Annotated in this window: 19 protein-coding genes; 6 read left to right on the top strand and 13 right to left on the bottom strand. The window is 73.7% G+C overall.

Features of this window, described 5'->3' with window-relative positions:
• Nucleotides 1-31: 31 nt before the first annotated feature.
• Both B9W62_RS29175 and B9W62_RS29170 read right to left on the bottom strand, forming a co-directional pair.
• The gene (locus B9W62_RS29175) at nucleotides 32-307 is read right to left on the bottom strand and encodes a DUF397 domain-containing protein (RefSeq protein WP_087809940.1); all 276 of its coding nucleotides are present in this window, start codon (nucleotides 305-307) and stop codon (nucleotides 32-34) included.
• Nucleotides 308-1,168, bottom strand: coding sequence for a helix-turn-helix domain-containing protein (locus tag B9W62_RS29170; protein WP_087809939.1), 861 nt, complete (start codon nucleotides 1,166-1,168; stop codon nucleotides 308-310).
• Between the two features lie 276 nt (nucleotides 1,169-1,444).
• Here B9W62_RS29170 and B9W62_RS29165 point away from each other — a divergent pair, with 276 nt between their 5' ends.
• Both B9W62_RS29165 and B9W62_RS29160 read left to right on the top strand, forming a co-directional pair.
• Complete coding sequence (locus tag B9W62_RS29165) at nucleotides 1,445-2,170, top strand: ATP-binding protein (protein ID WP_373433712.1); 726 nt, start codon at nucleotides 1,445-1,447, stop codon at nucleotides 2,168-2,170.
• Nucleotides 2,161-2,601 carry a hypothetical protein gene (locus B9W62_RS29160; protein WP_373433711.1) on the top strand — a complete coding sequence of 147 codons (441 nt, stop codon included), beginning with the start codon at nucleotides 2,161-2,163 and terminating at the stop codon, nucleotides 2,599-2,601. The genes B9W62_RS29165 and B9W62_RS29160 overlap by 10 nt, the downstream gene beginning before the upstream one ends.
• Nucleotides 2,602-2,618: 17 nt before the next feature.
• Here the strand turns inward: B9W62_RS29160 and B9W62_RS29155 are convergent, their stop codons facing one another.
• The 5 genes from B9W62_RS29155 to B9W62_RS29135 form a co-directional block, all read right to left on the bottom strand.
• Nucleotides 2,619-2,804 (bottom strand): hypothetical protein, encoded by a 186-nt coding sequence (locus tag B9W62_RS29155; RefSeq protein WP_087809936.1) that lies wholly within the window; start codon nucleotides 2,802-2,804, stop codon nucleotides 2,619-2,621.
• Between the two features lie 155 nt (nucleotides 2,805-2,959).
• A complete protein-coding gene (locus B9W62_RS29150) occupies nucleotides 2,960-3,649 on the bottom strand; it encodes a DUF899 domain-containing protein (RefSeq protein ID WP_087809935.1) in 690 nt (229 codons plus the stop codon).
• A 223-nt stretch (nucleotides 3,650-3,872) separates the two neighbouring features.
• Nucleotides 3,873-5,252 (bottom strand): amidohydrolase, encoded by a 1,380-nt coding sequence (locus B9W62_RS29145; RefSeq protein WP_087809934.1) that lies wholly within the window; start codon nucleotides 5,250-5,252, stop codon nucleotides 3,873-3,875.
• Nucleotides 5,252-7,108, bottom strand: coding sequence for an FUSC family protein (locus tag B9W62_RS29140; protein ID WP_087809933.1), 1,857 nt, complete (start codon nucleotides 7,106-7,108; stop codon nucleotides 5,252-5,254). The genes B9W62_RS29145 and B9W62_RS29140 overlap by 1 nt, the downstream gene beginning before the upstream one ends.
• Before the next feature lie 177 nt (nucleotides 7,109-7,285).
• Nucleotides 7,286-8,065 carry a nucleotidyltransferase domain-containing protein gene (locus tag B9W62_RS29135; protein WP_087809932.1) on the bottom strand — a complete coding sequence of 260 codons (780 nt, stop codon included), beginning with the start codon at nucleotides 8,063-8,065 and terminating at the stop codon, nucleotides 7,286-7,288.
• A gap of 149 nt (nucleotides 8,066-8,214) precedes the next feature.
• Here B9W62_RS29135 and B9W62_RS29130 point away from each other — a divergent pair, with 149 nt between their 5' ends.
• Together B9W62_RS29130 and B9W62_RS40925 are read left to right on the top strand one after the other, a co-directional pair.
• Nucleotides 8,215-8,628, top strand: coding sequence for a RidA family protein (locus tag B9W62_RS29130; RefSeq protein ID WP_087809931.1), 414 nt, complete (start codon nucleotides 8,215-8,217; stop codon nucleotides 8,626-8,628).
• A gap of 179 nt (nucleotides 8,629-8,807) precedes the next feature.
• Entirely contained in the window at nucleotides 8,808-9,260 is a 453-nt protein-coding gene (locus B9W62_RS40925) for a GNAT family N-acetyltransferase (protein WP_087812159.1), read from the top strand.
• Here the strand turns inward: B9W62_RS40925 and pip are convergent.
• Both pip and B9W62_RS29110 read right to left on the bottom strand, forming a co-directional pair.
• Nucleotides 9,257-10,258 (bottom strand): prolyl aminopeptidase, encoded by a 1,002-nt coding sequence (gene pip, locus B9W62_RS29115; RefSeq protein WP_087809930.1) that lies wholly within the window; start codon nucleotides 10,256-10,258, stop codon nucleotides 9,257-9,259. The genes B9W62_RS40925 and pip overlap by 4 nt on opposite strands.
• A gap of 41 nt (nucleotides 10,259-10,299) precedes the next feature.
• Complete coding sequence (locus tag B9W62_RS29110; RefSeq protein ID WP_087809929.1) at nucleotides 10,300-11,016, bottom strand: uracil-DNA glycosylase; 717 nt, start codon at nucleotides 11,014-11,016, stop codon at nucleotides 10,300-10,302.
• A gap of 159 nt (nucleotides 11,017-11,175) precedes the next feature.
• Here B9W62_RS29110 and B9W62_RS29105 point away from each other — a divergent pair, with 159 nt between their 5' ends.
• Nucleotides 11,176-11,715 (top strand): RNA-binding S4 domain-containing protein, encoded by a 540-nt coding sequence (locus tag B9W62_RS29105; protein ID WP_087809928.1) that lies wholly within the window; start codon nucleotides 11,176-11,178, stop codon nucleotides 11,713-11,715.
• Nucleotides 11,716-11,741: 26 nt separating this feature from the next.
• On the opposite strand, the gene B9W62_RS29100 is transcribed toward B9W62_RS29105, so the two are convergent.
• Together B9W62_RS29100 and B9W62_RS29095 are read right to left on the bottom strand one after the other, a co-directional pair.
• A complete protein-coding gene (locus tag B9W62_RS29100) occupies nucleotides 11,742-12,179 on the bottom strand; it encodes a DoxX family protein (RefSeq protein ID WP_087809927.1) in 438 nt (145 codons plus the stop codon).
• 67 nt (nucleotides 12,180-12,246) lie between these two features.
• Entirely contained in the window at nucleotides 12,247-12,930 is a 684-nt protein-coding gene (locus B9W62_RS29095; RefSeq protein WP_087809926.1) for a class I SAM-dependent methyltransferase, read from the bottom strand.
• 181 nt (nucleotides 12,931-13,111) lie between these two features.
• Between B9W62_RS29095 and B9W62_RS29090 the strand changes: the two genes are divergently transcribed.
• Nucleotides 13,112-13,369 carry a DUF6343 family protein gene (locus B9W62_RS29090; RefSeq protein ID WP_087809925.1) on the top strand — a complete coding sequence of 86 codons (258 nt, stop codon included), beginning with the start codon at nucleotides 13,112-13,114 and terminating at the stop codon, nucleotides 13,367-13,369.
• Between the two features lie 3 nt (nucleotides 13,370-13,372).
• Here the strand turns inward: B9W62_RS29090 and B9W62_RS29085 are convergent, their stop codons facing one another.
• Both B9W62_RS29085 and coaE read right to left on the bottom strand, forming a co-directional pair.
• The gene (locus tag B9W62_RS29085) at nucleotides 13,373-13,753 is read right to left on the bottom strand and encodes a tetratricopeptide repeat protein (RefSeq protein WP_087809924.1); all 381 of its coding nucleotides are present in this window, start codon (nucleotides 13,751-13,753) and stop codon (nucleotides 13,373-13,375) included.
• A gap of 49 nt (nucleotides 13,754-13,802) precedes the next feature.
• Nucleotides 13,803-14,405 (bottom strand): dephospho-CoA kinase, encoded by a 603-nt coding sequence (gene coaE / locus B9W62_RS29080; protein ID WP_087809923.1) that lies wholly within the window; start codon nucleotides 14,403-14,405, stop codon nucleotides 13,803-13,805.
• Between the last annotated feature and the right edge of the window lie 24 nt (nucleotides 14,406-14,429).

Raw genomic sequence — 14,429 nt, 5'->3', positions numbered from 1 at the left:
TAAAAACAACGATGCGCAAGCAACGGGTGTTTCAGGACAGAAGGAAGTCCGCCTCCCCCGCCTTCGCTCCCTCGATGAACGCCGTCATCTCGGCCGTGGTGTAGATGAGCGCCGGCCCGTCCGGGTCGGTGGACTGGCGCACCGCGATCCGCCCGTCGGCGAGCTTCATCGCCTCCAGGCAGTTGCCTCCGTTGCCGCCGCTCCACGGCTTGTGCCACCCCTCGCTGCCCAGTTCACGGGCGGGCATGCCGTTGTAGATCCGCGCGCCGCGGGTCAGTGGCGGACGCTGGGGTTTGATGCGGTTCATTCACAGCTCCTTGCGGAGATCCCGGAGGATCTCCTTCGTGCGATGTGCCGTGGCGGCCTGCGCCGCCATGCGGTCCATGACCTCGAGGTGGGTCGCCACCTCGGCACGCGCGTCGAGGTAGACGGCGCCGGTCAGGTACTCGCTGTAGACCATGTCCGGCAGTTCCGGCATGGCGAATCGGAACAGCACGAAGGGCCCGTACGTGCCGGGGTGCGGACCGCTCGAGAACGGAGCGATCTGGAGCGTCACGTTGGGCAGCTTCGCGGCCTCGAGCAGCCGGTCGATCTGGGCACGCATCACCTCCGGCCCCCCGACGGGGCGGCGCAGCGCGGTTTCGTCCATCACGACCCACAGCCGGGGTGCGTCCTTACGGGTGAGCAGTTCCTGGCGTTGCATGCGCAGGTCGACATGGCGCTCGATGTCGTCGGGCCGGGTCTGCCCGATGGCGCCCGAGCGCAGCACGCCGCGCGCGTAGTCCTCGGTTTGCAGCACTCCGGGGACGAAGTGGGGCTCATAGGCGCGGATCAGGGACGCCGCGCCCTCCAGGCTCACGTACAGCGAGAACCAGCCGGGGAGGATGTCGTGGAAGCGCTGCCACCACCCCGGCTTGTTGGCGTCCTCGGCCAGCCGGACGAAGGCGTCGGCCTCCTCGTCGCCGACGCCGTAGGCCTTCAGCAGGAGCTGGAGGTACGGGATCTTGAGGGCGACCTCGGCCATCTCCATGCGGCGGACCGTCGCGGGGGCGACGCGCAGGATGCGGGCGGCTTCCTCGCGCTTGAGTCCCGCACGTTCCCGCAGGTCCAGCAGGCGCCGGCCGAGTACGACCTGGCCGACCGTCGGCGCGGACCGCGGCTCGCTCACCGCCCACCTCCTGAAGAGTCCCGAAAGAGTCCCTGCGTCCCTGTTCCCGTGTAAGGACAGCCTCGGCGAGCCCCGGTATGTCCTGGTGCGGACAGCCCGGCGGCGCCATTCGAAGATCTGTTCGAAAACCCGCTGAGGCCTTCGACGACCTGAAGTGGCGCCGCTCGACGTGCTGTTGCGAGCAGTGTGCCACGGCCGTCCAGAACGGCACACAGCACTCTGCATTTTTCAGAGTGACACTTGCCAAGTGTTCACGGCGGGGCGATAGTGGCAAGCGTGATTCCGTCCGCGCCCTTAGGAACAGACGCCACCGCGGGCTCCCTGGACCTCGGTGCCGCCATGGGAGCCGGCTCCTCGGGAGCCTCCGCCGCCGAGCGCCGGTTCCGTTTCGAGCTGGCCGCCCATCCGGGCTCTCCCTCGCAGGCCAGACGCCTGACCCGGGCCCGGCTGAGCGGCTGGGCGGTGTGCGAGGACACCTGCGACACCGCGGCCCTGGTGGTCTCCGAACTGGTGACCAACGCGATCGTGCACACGGCGAGCAGACACATAGTGTGCGAGCTGCACGACGTCGACGACCTGGTCCGCATAGCCGTGCGCGACGAGGGCTGCGCCCCCGGCCAGCCCCACCCCTCGGCCGATCAGCAGCCGGAGGACGAGCACGGCAGGGGGCTGCTGCTCGTCGACGCCCTGTGCGACGCCTGGGGCGCCCACGAACACGGCCCCGGACTGCTGGTCTGGGCCGAGCTGCCGCGCAAGGCCGACGAACCGCGCGATCCGGCCGAGCCCCACAACGACCTGGGCTGGGGCGCCCGGCCGAAGCCCGGCCCCACGGACGGCACCGAGGACGAGGGGGACGCCGAGGGCGAGGTCGAGTCCCGCCGCGGGGCGGGCCCGGAGGCACGCGGGGCCCGCGAGACCAGAGAGAGCCGGGAGCACCGGGAGCACCGGGAGCACCGGGAGCACCGGGAAACACTGCGCGGAACGGGGACCGAATGGCTATGAGGGCTGCGTCCGGCGTCCGACCCCTCGGTCTGGACACGATGGTCCGCCTCCAGCGCGGACGGCACACCGCAACGACACCTCTGAGACTGCCCGTGCCGGACGGCATGACGGCACCGCTGGGCTGCGACGCGGTGGCGGTGCCCGCCCGCCTCGGCCAGCAGGTGCTGCCGCGGCTGCCGCGCGTGGGGTGCGTCTACGCCGATGAGACGCACTGGTGGTGGATCGTTCCGTCCGACTCCGACTACGCCCTGGATTGGCCCGCGCCCGCGCGCTACGCCACCGGTGCGGTCGTACCCGGAGCCGCGGAGCTGCCCGCCCTCCTCCACCGCTCGGACGGCACGGTTCCCTACACGCCGCCCATCCCGCTGTATCTGGCCCTGTGCCGGCTGACGAACACGACACCCACCTGGTCGCGGACGGTCAGCGCCTAGCGCCGGAAGGCGGCGCGTCAGGCGGCCGCGTCACCCGCGGCGTCGCCGCGGCGCACGACGACCAGGAACATGTCCGTGGCGAGGTCCATCACGACCTCGGCGGGCAGACCCTCGAGACGCCGCGCCTGTGCGAACTCCTCCGCCGGCCAGGATCCCCGTGGTCCACCGGCGGGAAAGCGTTCGAGCACCGTTCGCCCGTTCACTCCGCACCTCCATGTAGCGCTGTACTCGTAGAGTTAAACGCCAACCATGGAGCGAACGCCTCGCGTGGTGATGGTACTGAGACACAGTTGACACCCGTTCACCGCAAAGCGTGAGCGGCACCTCGGCCGTTCGGCCGTTTCCGCTACCGAGCGTCTCAGTCCTCGTACTCGTCGTGATAGCGCACTCTCCCACTGCCCGCGGGAGCACCGAGGGCCGACGCGCGCCCCTCGGGTTTCTCCCACGCCTCCCGCCGGCCGAGCGCGGTCAGGTCGAGCAGGCTGGTGGTCGAGCCGAGCCCGTCCAGGCCGCGCTCGTACGTCGAGTAGGTGTGGAAGACCCGTTCGCGGTCCCGCAGGAAGCAGCTGAGCCCCGGCCGCTCGACCAGCTCGCCCTCGTGCTCCAGGGTCACCTCGAAGTCGGTGTTGAAGTCGCTGACGTACGACGAGTACCAGGGCAGGGTCCAGCCCATCCGCGCCTTGAACGGCAGGATCCTCGGGTACGGCGCCCGGGAGACGGCCGCGAACGACGTGCCGCGGGCCCTGAGGTGCGCGAGGTGCCCGATCTGGTCCAGGAACGCCGAGCAGCTGCGGCAGCCGGCGTCCCACTCAGGCGCGAACATGAAGTGGTAGACGACGAGCTGTTCGCGGCCCTCGAAGAGGTCGAGCAGGGTGGCCTTGCCGTCGCCGCCCTCGAACACGTACTCCTTGTCGACCTCCACCATGGGCAGTCCGCGCCGCTCGGCGTTGAGGGCGTCACGCGCGCGGGTGGCCGCCTTCTCCTTGGCCAGTAAGGCCTCGCGCGCCGCGCGCCAGTCCGCGCGGGTGACGATCTCGGGCAGCGACATGCTCCAGCCTCCTGTACGACGTGCCTCGTGTGTCGAGCGTCGTGTGTCGTGTGTCGTGATCAGGTCCGACGGCCGACGGTCCGACAGCCGACGGCCGACGGTCCGACAGCGGTCGGGCCGTCCGGGTGGTGACCGGAGGGCGGAGCGGAACTCATCGCTGCCCGGCAAGATTCTTTTCAGCAGGGCGACGAGGACTGTCTGAACAGGCCTTTCAGGGGCCGTATCAGGTGTCGTACTCCTGGATGCGCCGGCCGTGCCCGCGGTCGGTCAGGGCGGGCAGCCGCTCCCCCAGCTCCCGCACCACCGCCGGCACGTCCACGGTGAGCAGTTCGCGGTCCCGCATGAGGACGCGTCCGTCCACGATCGTCGTGCGCACGTCGGCGGAGCGCGCGCTGTGCACCAGGGTGGCGGCGAGGTCGTGCACGGGCTGAGTGTGCGGGCCGGTGAGGTCGACGAGGATGAGGTCGGCCCGCCGCCCCGGCGCGATGCGGCCCACGGTGTCCCCGAGCCCGACCGCGTGGGCGCTCTGCACGGTGGCGTGGTGGAGGGCCTGGCGGGAGGTCAGCCAGCGCGGGTCGCCCTCGGTGGACTTCTGGATCAGGGACGTGAGCGCCATCGACTCCCACACGTCGAGGGAGTTGTTGGACGCGGCACCGTCCGTGGCGAGTCCTACGGAGACGCCGATGTCACGCAGCGCGCGCACGGGCGTGGTGCCGGGCCAGGCGAACTTGAGGTAGCCGCGGGGCGCGGTCGCCACCGCCGTACGGCCGCCCGCGCGCGCGAGGAGCGGCAGGTCGCCCTCGGTGATGCCGGTGCCGTGGGCGATGAGCACGTCGGTGTCGAGGACGCCGGTGCGTTCCAGGACCTCGATGGGGGTGACTCCGTGCCGGGCGAGGCTCGTGTCGGTCTGGTCGCGGTTCTCGGCGGCGTGCAGGTGCACGGGCAGGCCGTGGTCCCGGGCGAGTTCCGCGGTGGCGGCGAGGTCGGCGTCGGTCACCGTGTAGGGGGCGTGCGGGGCGAGTGCGGTGGTGATCCGGCCGTCGGCGCCGTCGCGGCGGCGCAGCGCGAACTCCAGCGAGGCCTCCCGGCCTTCGGGCCCCTGCGAGGAGAAGTACGCCTGTCCCAGCTGCGCCCGCATCCCGCACTGGGTGACGACCGCGGCCACGGCGTCCATGTGGAAGTAGCTGTCCGCGAAGGTCGTGACCCCCGCGCGGATCATCTCGGCGCAGGCCAGCCGGGCGCCCAGGATCACGTCCCGCACCGTGAGGTTGGACTCGACGGGCCAGACGACGTCGTTGAACCACTCCTCGGTGGGCAGGTCCTCGGCGAGTCCGCGCAGGGCGGCCATGGGCGCGTGCGTGTGGCAGTTGATCAGGCCGGGGAGGGCGACCTGGCCGCGTGCGTCGATGTTCTCGACGGCGGGCACCGCGGCCCCGGCGGCGGCGGTCGTCACGGACTCGACGACCCCGTCGCGTACGACCACGGCCGCGTCCTGCTCGAAGCCGATCCGTTCGCGGTCGTCGTGCACGAGGACGGTGCAGCCGGTGATGACGAGATCGGCGGGCCCGGCGGAAGCGGGAGAAGAGGCGGAGGAAGGCGTCATCACGCCAACGTAAGGGGCCTGCCCACGCGCCCGCGTCGCTCGGCGAGTTCGTCCCGCAGGGCGGCGAGCCGTTCGGTGTGGCGAGGGGTGAGCCGGCCGGTGTCGTCGAGGTGCACGGCGCACGCGGTGGTGGTGTCGACGAGCCGTTCGAGGACCGCGGCGACCTCGTCGGTGCCCCGGGAGTGCCGGGCGAGGGCGGGCAGTTCGGCGGCGGCCCGGGCGCCGGCGGCGCGGGCCTCGGCGAGGGTGCGGTAGGCCTCCCGGCGCAGCGTCCACCGGGTGGCGCGGTCGTCGGACTCGCCCAGTACGTGGGTGAGGTAGGCCTGTGCGGCGGCGTCGGCGGCGTCGATTCCGGCCCGGATGCCGGCGCCCCGCGGCCCCGGCATCGGCAGGTGCCCGGCCACCAGGACGATCGCGCAGGCCAGCAGCGTCTCCCCGATGCGGCCCGCGGAGGCCTGCGGTTCGCCGCCGACCATGACCAGGGCGAGGACGAGGACGGTGACGACGGTGGTCTGGGCGGCGAAGTGCCGCGCGGCGACCGGTACCAGGGCACCGCAGACGGCGACGAGTGCGACGAGCCCCTCCGGCCGGGGCAGCAGGGCCGCGAACCCGGCGAACAGCAGCGCCCCGAGCACCGTCCCGGCCGCCCGGCACAGCACCCGGGACACGAGCGGGCCGAGGTCGGGCTTGACGAGGAAGACGGCAGTGGCGGGCAGCCAGTACCAGTGCTGGTGGGAGCCGTACCAGTGACCGTGGTGCAGCGCCTGGGCGACGGCGGCACTGGCGCCGAAGCACAGGCCGACCCGCAGCCCGTACTCCCGCCCGCCCGGGCCGAGCACGGCGCGCGCCGCGGAGCGGGGTGATCGCCTGCGGACGTGCAGGTCGGGGCCCCTGCCCCGGTCGAAGGCCTCCGCCGCGTGCAGCAGGGCGTCGTCCAGGGCGCGCAGGGCGGGATCGGTCCGGCTGGGCGCGGGCAGCGGCCCGGCGTGGGTGTTGCCGCGGACGGCGGCCGCGAGCCTCAGGGGCCCTTCGACGGCCCGCGCGGGCACCGCCCGCCCCGCCCAGGCGAGCGCGGTCGCGGCCTCGCCGAGGGGCAGTGCGGCGGCGTACTGCGCGTGCAGCCGGCGTTCGGCCGCGGTGGAGGCACGGCGCCGAAGCCGGGGTCCGGCGAGCGCGTCCTGCGCATGGTCTAGGGCGGCGGTGAGCGCGGCCCGGCGGGCCGTGGCGTGCTCCGTGCCGACGGCGTCGAGCAGGGCGGCGACGGCCTGGTAGACGTCGGCGACGGCGGCCCGCTCCCCGTCGAAGCGGAAGTCGAGACGGAGATCGCCGGCGAGCGAGGTGGGCGTGGGCAGGACCAGCCGCAGCAGGAGCAGCCATCCGGCGCCGGCGAGGAAGGCGAGCACGCTCTGCCACCCGGGGCCGGGCAGCGGCATTCCGGCGCCCACGGCCGCGGTGACCAGCAGCTGCGTCCCCGTGCCCGACGCTACAGGGCCGACGGCGCTGACGCTTCCCGCGACCAGGCCGAGACCGGTCAGCACCGACGTCAGCGCCACGGCTCCGAGATGGTGCCCGGCGTACGTCCCCACGAGCAGCCCGACGGCCCCCGCGAGCGCGGGTACGCCGATCCGGCGCACGGAGGCGCGGCGGCTGCCCGGCCGGTCGTTGATGCCGGCCAGCATGGCGGCGATCGCGGCGACGACTCCGAGGGAGGCCCGCCCGGCGCCCAGGGCCACGATCAGCAGCGGCCCGCCGGCCAGCGCGCCCCGGGCCACCGCGTTCCAGGGCACGGGGCCGCGCTGGGCGCTGAGGGCATGGCCGAGCCAGGGCGGGAGCGCGTGGGCTGCGGTGCGGAACACGGGGTGCGGGGCTCCTGTCGTCCGGGCGAGGCGGTGGTGAGCCTTCGGGCGACGGTGGCCGGGCTGGGCTGGTGCGGTGCTGCGCCGTCAAGCCTACGACGGGTTCTCGAAGGCGCGGAAACGGTCCTGTTTCGGGAAGATGAAGGCCGTCGGGCACCACGGCGCACGGCGGTGCGCTCAGGGGCGGGCGGCCTCCACGGCCTCGCGCAGCACTGTCGCGGCCCGCGTCACCGAGTGCGCCAGGGCCTGTGGTTCCGGTGTCAGACCGGCGAGCAGCGCGTCGATCCCGCCCAGCCCGGCCTGCTCGACCATTCCCTTCTCGTTGGTGACCCACTCCCCCCGCGCCGCCAGTACCGCGTGTGCCGTCTGGGCCGTGGCGAGGGCGACCGCGCCGGCGACCTGGGTGAGGGCGCCCCTGGGGGCGTGGCCGGCCTCGGCGTAGGCGAGGGTGGCGGTGGCCGCGCCGTACCAGCGTTCGGGTGCGGTGGCGCGCAGGGCCTCCGGGTAGGCGGGGCGGGGCAGGTCGCCGCGCAGTACCTGGTTGATCGCCAGCTCGGCGACCACGAGGTAGGTCGGGATGCCCGCCAGGTGGAACATCAGCGGCTCGACGCCGAAGCGGCCCGCCTCCGCCTCCTGCACCTCGTGCTCGACCGTGTCGAGGTCGCGGTAGTGCACGTCGACCCGGCGCCCGTCGATCGTCAGCCAGGCGCCCCCGTTGAAGACGCCGCCGCCCCAGGCGCCGATCTCCGAGATCTCGCCCGCCCAGCCGACGGCGCGCAGGTCCGCCGGGTCGAAGGCGCCCCGGTAGTAGACCGCGAGGTCCCAGTCGCTGTCCGGTCCGTGCGTACCCCGCGCCCGGGATCCGCCGAGGGTGACCGCACGGACCGCGGGCAGGGCGGCGAGCCGGTCCGCCGTGGTGTCGAGGAAGGCCTGGTCCGTGAGGGTGGGTGCGGGCACTGGTGCGGGCTCCTGACGGTGCGGGCGGGACGGGGGCCGACTCCGGAGCCTAGGCGGCCGGAGGGCGGGCCGCGAGCGAAAATCGGATGCGCGGCGCGGGCCGGGAACGGACGATCGGGGAGTCGTCCGTCCGCCTTCCAGGAGTCCACGTGATCCAGCGCGTCACCGTGCCCGGCCTCTTCCCGCCGCCCGTCTACTCCCACGCCTCCGTCGTCGAGGCCGGGACCAGGCTCGCCTTCCTCGCCGGTTCCGTCCCGCTCGACGCGGAGGGGAAGCTGGTCGGCGAGGGCGACCCGGTCCGGCAGGCCGAGCAGGTGATCGCGAACCTCACCGAGCAGCTGCGCGCCGTCGGAAGCGGGCTGGAGCACGTGCTGTCGACCGACGTGTACGTCGTGAGCACCGAAACCGCCGCGCTGTCCGCCGTCTGGGACGTCGTCGAGGCGTCCGGGCTCAGCACCGGTCCGCACTCCTCGACCCTGCTCGGCGTGAGCTGCCTCGGCTACCCGGGACAGCTGGTGGAGATCACCGCGACCGCGGCGGTGCCGGAGCCGGGCCGCCCGTGAGCGGGGAGCCGGGTACCGGGGCGGAGCTGGGTATCGGGGCGGAGCCGGGTATCGAGGCCGAGCCGGGCACCGGGGCCGAGCCGGGCACCGGGGCCGAGCCGGGCACCGGGGCCGAGCCGGGCACCGGGGCCGAGCCGGGCTCCGGGGCCGAGCCGGGCTCCGGGGCGGGCACCCGGACCGTGGTCCTGCGGCGCGCCCGCGCCGCCGACGCGCGTGCGGCGGCCGACGTCTGGCTGCGCTCCTTCGCTGCCGCCCTGCCGACCGTGGTCCGGCCGCGCTCGGACACCGAGGTGCGTGCGTGGTTCCGGCACGTGGTGGTGGAGCGGTACGAGACCTGGGTGGCGGAGGGGGCCGACGGCGCGGTGGCCGGTGTGATGGTGCTGGAGGGCGAGGAGCTGTCCCAGCTGTACCTCGCCCCCGAGCGGCGCGGCCGCGGGATCGGCGACCGGTTCGTCGCCCTGGCCAAGGAGCGCCGGGCGGACGGGCTGTCGCTGTGGACCTTTCAGGTCAACGCGCCCGCGCGGCGCTTCTACGAGCGGCACGGTTTCACCCCCGTGGAGTGGACGGACGGCGACCGCAACGAGGAGCGGGAGCCGGACGTGCGCTACGTGTGGCGGCCCCGGCGGTCCTAGCTCCTCATCGGCCGGTCACCGCGCGCGTACTTGTCCGTGTCGCCCCGCGCGTACTTGTCCGTCGCCGCCAGCAGGGCCTCGTCGCCGATCGTCCCGGCGTCGTGCCCGGCCTCGTCCACGATCACCAGCTCGCTCTCCGGCCAGCTGTGGTGAAGCCGCCAGACGATGCCGAGGAGGTTGCCGAAGTCCAGGCTGCCCTGGACCAGGGTGCCGGGGATGCCCTTCAGCAGGTGGGCGTCCCTGAGGACCACGCCCTCGTCGTTGCCGTCGCCGAGGAAGTGGTCGTTGCCCCAGTAGTGCGTGACGGTGCGGGCGAAGCCCCTGCGGAACTCCGGGTCCTGGAACCGGGGGACCGAGCCGGGCGGTGCCGGGATCATGGCCGTCTCCCAGTCGGTCCAGGCCCGCGCGGCCCGCTCGCGCACCGCCGCGTCCGGCGACTCCAGCAGGCGGTTGTACGCGGCGGCCAGGTTTCCGTCGCGTTCGTCCGGGGGCAGTTCGGCGAGGAACCGCTCGTGCGCCTCGGGGAAGACGTTTCCCAGCCCGCGCGTCAGAAGGGCGACTTCGGCGTTGGAGCCGGTGGCGACCCCGGTCAGCACCAGCTCGGTCACCACGCCCGGGTGCGTCTGCGCGTACCGCAGGCCCAGGGCGGAGCCCCACGACACGCCCCACACCAGCCAGCGCTCGATGCCCAGGTGGGCCCGCAGCCGCTCCAGGTCCGCCATGACGTGGGCGGTCGTGTTGACGCTCATGTCGGTGTCGTGGACGCTCGCCCGGGGCCGCGAACGTCCGGCGCCCCGCTGGTCGAGGAGGACGATCCGGTAGGCGGCGGGGTCGAAGTAGCGCCGGTGCCCCTCGGTCGCCCGGCTGCCGGGTCCGCCGTGCAGCACCAGCGCGGGCTTGCCGTGCGGGTTCCCGCAGGTCTCCCAGTACACGTGGTTGCCGTCGCCGACGTCGAGCATGCCGTGGTCGTACGGTTCGATCTCCGGATACAGGCCCATCGGAGCACCGTAGCCGCGTCGGCCCAGTCCGCTCATCCCCTTTACCCGGCGGGCAGCCCGGCCGCATCCGCCGCCGTGCGCAGCACCTCGCGCAGCATCTCGGGGGTGAGCCGGCCGGTGAAGGTGTTGCGCTGGCTGACGTGGAAGCAGCCGAAGAGGTCCAGACCCGGCCCGTCGTCCGGGGCGTCCAGCGTCACGTGCCCGCCGTGTGCGAAGGCCGGCCGGGGCCGGGGTACGGTCCAGCCCGCCGCCGCGAACGCGGGCAGCGCCGCCTGCCAGCCGAAGGCGCCGAGGACGACCACCGCACGCAGGGTCGGCCGCAGCAGCCCCAGCTCCTGGACGAGCCAGGAACGGCAGGTGTCCCGTTCGGCGGGGGTGGGCTTGTTCGCGGGCGGGGCGCAGTGCACCGGCGAGGTGACGCGCACGCCGTACAGCTCCAGGCCGTCGTCCACGCGGACCGCGGTGGGCTGCGAGGCGAGGCCCACGTCGTACAGCGCCCGGAACAGGACGTCTCCGGAGCGGTCGCCGGTGAACATCCGCCCGGTGCGGTTGCCGCCGTGGGCCGCGGGGGCCAGTCCGACGATCAGCAGCCGCGCGTCCGGCGGGCCGAAGCCGGGCACCGGCCTGCCCCAGTACGTCCAGTCGGCGAAGGCGGCCCGCTTGGTGCGGGCGACCTCCTCGCGCCACTCGACCAGTCTCGGGCAGGCCCGGCATCCCGCGATGCGCTGGTCGAGTACGGAAAGGCCGCCGGTGTCCATGCGTCCACCGTAAGACCCCGGCCGCCAGGTCGGGGCCGCCAGGTAGGCGCCGCCCGCGCTCCCCGCTGCCCGACGAGGTCCACGAGGTCCACGAGGTCCGTCGGCCGGGTCGCCAAAATTGCGGTCCGCTGTGCCGGGCCGGGCGGTTAGGGTCGGACCATGGCTTCCGAGCATGACGAGGGCGGGAGCGGCCCGGTGGCCGCCCCGCAGGACGGCGCCGCAGCCGCGGCCGTGGTACCGGACCCGAAGACGGCGGCGGCGATCGCCGCCGCCGAGGCGGCCGGGCCGCAGAACGGCGAGAGCGTCCGGGTGGACAGCTGGATCTGGGCCGTCCGCCTGATCAAGACCCGTTCCCTGGGCGCGACCGCCTGCCGCGGCGGCCATGTCCGGGTGAACGGCGAGCGGGTGAAGCCCGCCCATGCGCTCCGCGTCGGCGACGAGGTGCGCCTGCGACAGGAGGGCCGGGAACGGGTCGTCGTCGTGAAGCGGCTGATCCGCAAGCGCGTCGGTGCGCCGGTCGCCGTCCAGTGCTACGTCGACAACTCCCCGCCGCCCCCGCCCCGCGAGGCCGTCGCCCCGGCCGGGATCCGCGACCGCGGCGCCGGACGCCCGACCAAGCGCGACCGCCGCGAGATGGACCGGCTGCGCGGGCTGGAGGGCCTGAGCAGTTCCCGGAGGGACGCGGGGACCGGGCCCTGAGCAACCCGCGGGCCGCGCACGCCCGATCAGCCGCGCCGGGCCCGGTCCCGTACCAGTCGGCGCAGCTCTTCGTTGTGCTCGCGCCGGGCCCCGGCGATGACCAGGAGCGGCACCAACAGGACGAGCGGCGTCGCCGCGTTCGCACCGTCGAAGTAGGTGAGCTGGACGACGAACGCGCCCACCATCAGCGCGCTCAGCGCCGTCGCCGCCACCGACTGAAGCACTGGGACGACCAGGGCGACCGCTCCCGCCAGCTCCAGGACACCGATCGCGTACATGCCCACGTCGCCCCAGCCCATCTCGGCGAAGGTGTCGGCCGCCGAGGAGTGCCCGATCAGCTTGGGCAGGGCGCTCGCGAGGGCGAAGAACAGGGCGAGGAGCACCTGCACCACGCGCAGGGCGACGCGGCGGCCACGCCGGCGGACCGGCAGGGTGGGGGCGGTCGAAACGGTGGTGTCGGACATGGCGGTCTCCCCTGGGCTGGGCGGTGCGTGCTGCTGTCGGACGGCAGACCGCTCCCCGCTCAGGAACTCATCGCGGGGCCGGCACGGCCCTCACCCACGTCCCGTCGTCGGTGAGATACCGGTCCACCGCCAGTCCCGCCTCCCCGAGCGCCGCCTCGAACTGCTCCCTGGTCAGTGGGCGGGCCCGGAAGGTCTGGGTCCAGACGGCGTCCGGGAACTCGTACTCCGCGCGGACCGAGTTGACGCCGTCGCCCACCGGGTCCGCCGACAGGATCCGCACGGTGAAGCCACTGGGGTCCACCCGCTCACGCGGCAGATTCGTGTGATAGTCCGCCCCCTCCCGCTGGATCAGTACACAGCCGTCCTCCGCCACGTGCCGGGCGCAGGCGCGCAGCAGTCCCTGCCGCACCTCGACGTCCCCGGTGTGTATGAGGAACGACGCCAGCGTCACCGCGTCGAAGCGCTCACCGAGGTCGAGGTCCTCGATCGGGCTGCGCACGGTGCGGGCCCCGCGCACGTGCGCCAGCATCTCGGCGGACTCGTCCACCGCGGTGACCGCGTACCCCCGCTCCAGCAGCGGGTGGGTCATCCGCCCCACCCCGCTGCCCAGCTCCAGAATCCGCGCGCCCTCGGGCACGGCCGCGGCGACGATGTCCGGCTCGGCTCCGGCGGGCAGCCGCGCGTAGAGCTCGACCGCGCAGCCGTCCGGGGTGATGGCTCCGGGTCCTGTCCCCTGGTGTCCCTCTCGCATTCTCAGCTCCATGTCCGTCCAACGGCCCGCGTCCGCACAGCCGTTCCCCTCGGGAGCCGGTTCACCCGACCGAGTGAATGTGCCTGTTACCGGAGGCGGCCGGTCCGGCGGTACGGCTCGCTTTCCCCTCCCGTCCTGCCGCAGTACGTTCGAAACAGGAGAGTCCGGGAGTGGTGAACGGATGCGTACGGGCAGTGAACCGGCGACCGCACGCAGTGCCCTGCGGGCGCGGTTCTGGCTGAGCCTGTGGGGGCTGGTCTGGGCGGTCTTCGGCACGGCCGCCTTCGCGCTCACGGGGCACTTCGGCTGGGCACTGGCCTGCGGGGTGCTGTGGCTCGTCGCCACGGCCGACCTGACCGTGGTCCTCCGGCACCTCCGCCAGGGCCCGCACTACCAGCCGGGCCGCGACGTCCCGCCCTACCCGCCGCCAAAACGCTGACCGTCAGGAGTCGAAGCGCGCCTGTTGCAGGTACTCCGGGTTCGGGTCCAGCGCCGCCGCCAGCCGGAAGTGGCGCCTGGCCTGGTCCGGGCAGCCCCGGCGTTCGTAGGTGCGGGCGAGGGCGAAGTGCGCGAAGGCGTTGTCCGGCTCGCGCTCCAGGACGATGGTGAACTCCAGCTCGGCCGGTCGCAGTTGCGCCGCGGCGAAGAAGGCACGCGCGCGCAGCAGCCGGGCGGCGGTGTTCTCGGGGTGGGCGCCGATGACGCCGTCGAGCAGCTTCACCGCACCGCGCGGGTCGCGCGCCGCGAGCAGTTGCTCGGCGGCGCGGAAGTCGATGACGTCCGTCTCCGGCGTACGTCCGGTCGAACCGCTTGTCTCGGGCACGGCAGAGTCCTTCCCTCGCTGGGATGGATCAACGCACGCGCCGGATCCGCTATTCCGTGTGCGCCCTGCGCACCAGTTCGTCCCAGACCTCCGCGACGCGCCGCCGCAGCTCGTCCAGCGGTACGTCGTTGTCGACGACCAGGTCCGCGATCTCCCGGCGCTGCTCGCGCGTCGCCTGGGCGGCCATGCGGGCCCGCGCGTCCTGCTCGGTCATGCCGCGCAGTCGCACCAGCCGGTCGAGCTGGGTGGCCGGGTCGGCGTCCACGACGACCACGAGGTCGTACAGCGGCGCCAGGCCGTTCTCCGTGAGCAGGGGGACGTCGTGGACGACGACGGCGTCCTCGGCGGCGGTCTCCTCGAGGGCGCGGGAGCGCTCACCGACCAGTGGGTGCACGATGCCGTTCAGGACGGCCAGCTTCTTCGGGTCGGCGAACACGATCGAGCCCAGTTTAGGCCGGTCCAGAGCGCCGTCCCGGGCGAGGACGTCCTCGCCGAAGGCCGCCACGACCGCGGCGAGCCCCGGTGTCCCGGGGGCGACGACCTCGCGCGCGATCCGGTCGGCGTCGATCAGTACGGCACCGTGCTCGACGAGGAGCCGGGACACCTCGCTCTTGCCGGCGCCGATCCCGCCGGTCAGGCCCACCTTCAGCATGAGCGGAAGCTTAGAGGGTGCCGG

The organism is Streptomyces sp. CS113 (assembly GCF_002188365.1).
In the GTDB taxonomy this organism is placed as follows: Bacteria; Actinomycetota; Actinomycetes; order Streptomycetales; family Streptomycetaceae; genus Streptomyces; species Streptomyces tendae.
The sequence above is the reverse complement of the archived record's forward strand: the minus strand, read 5'-3'. Positions and strand labels throughout refer to the sequence as shown.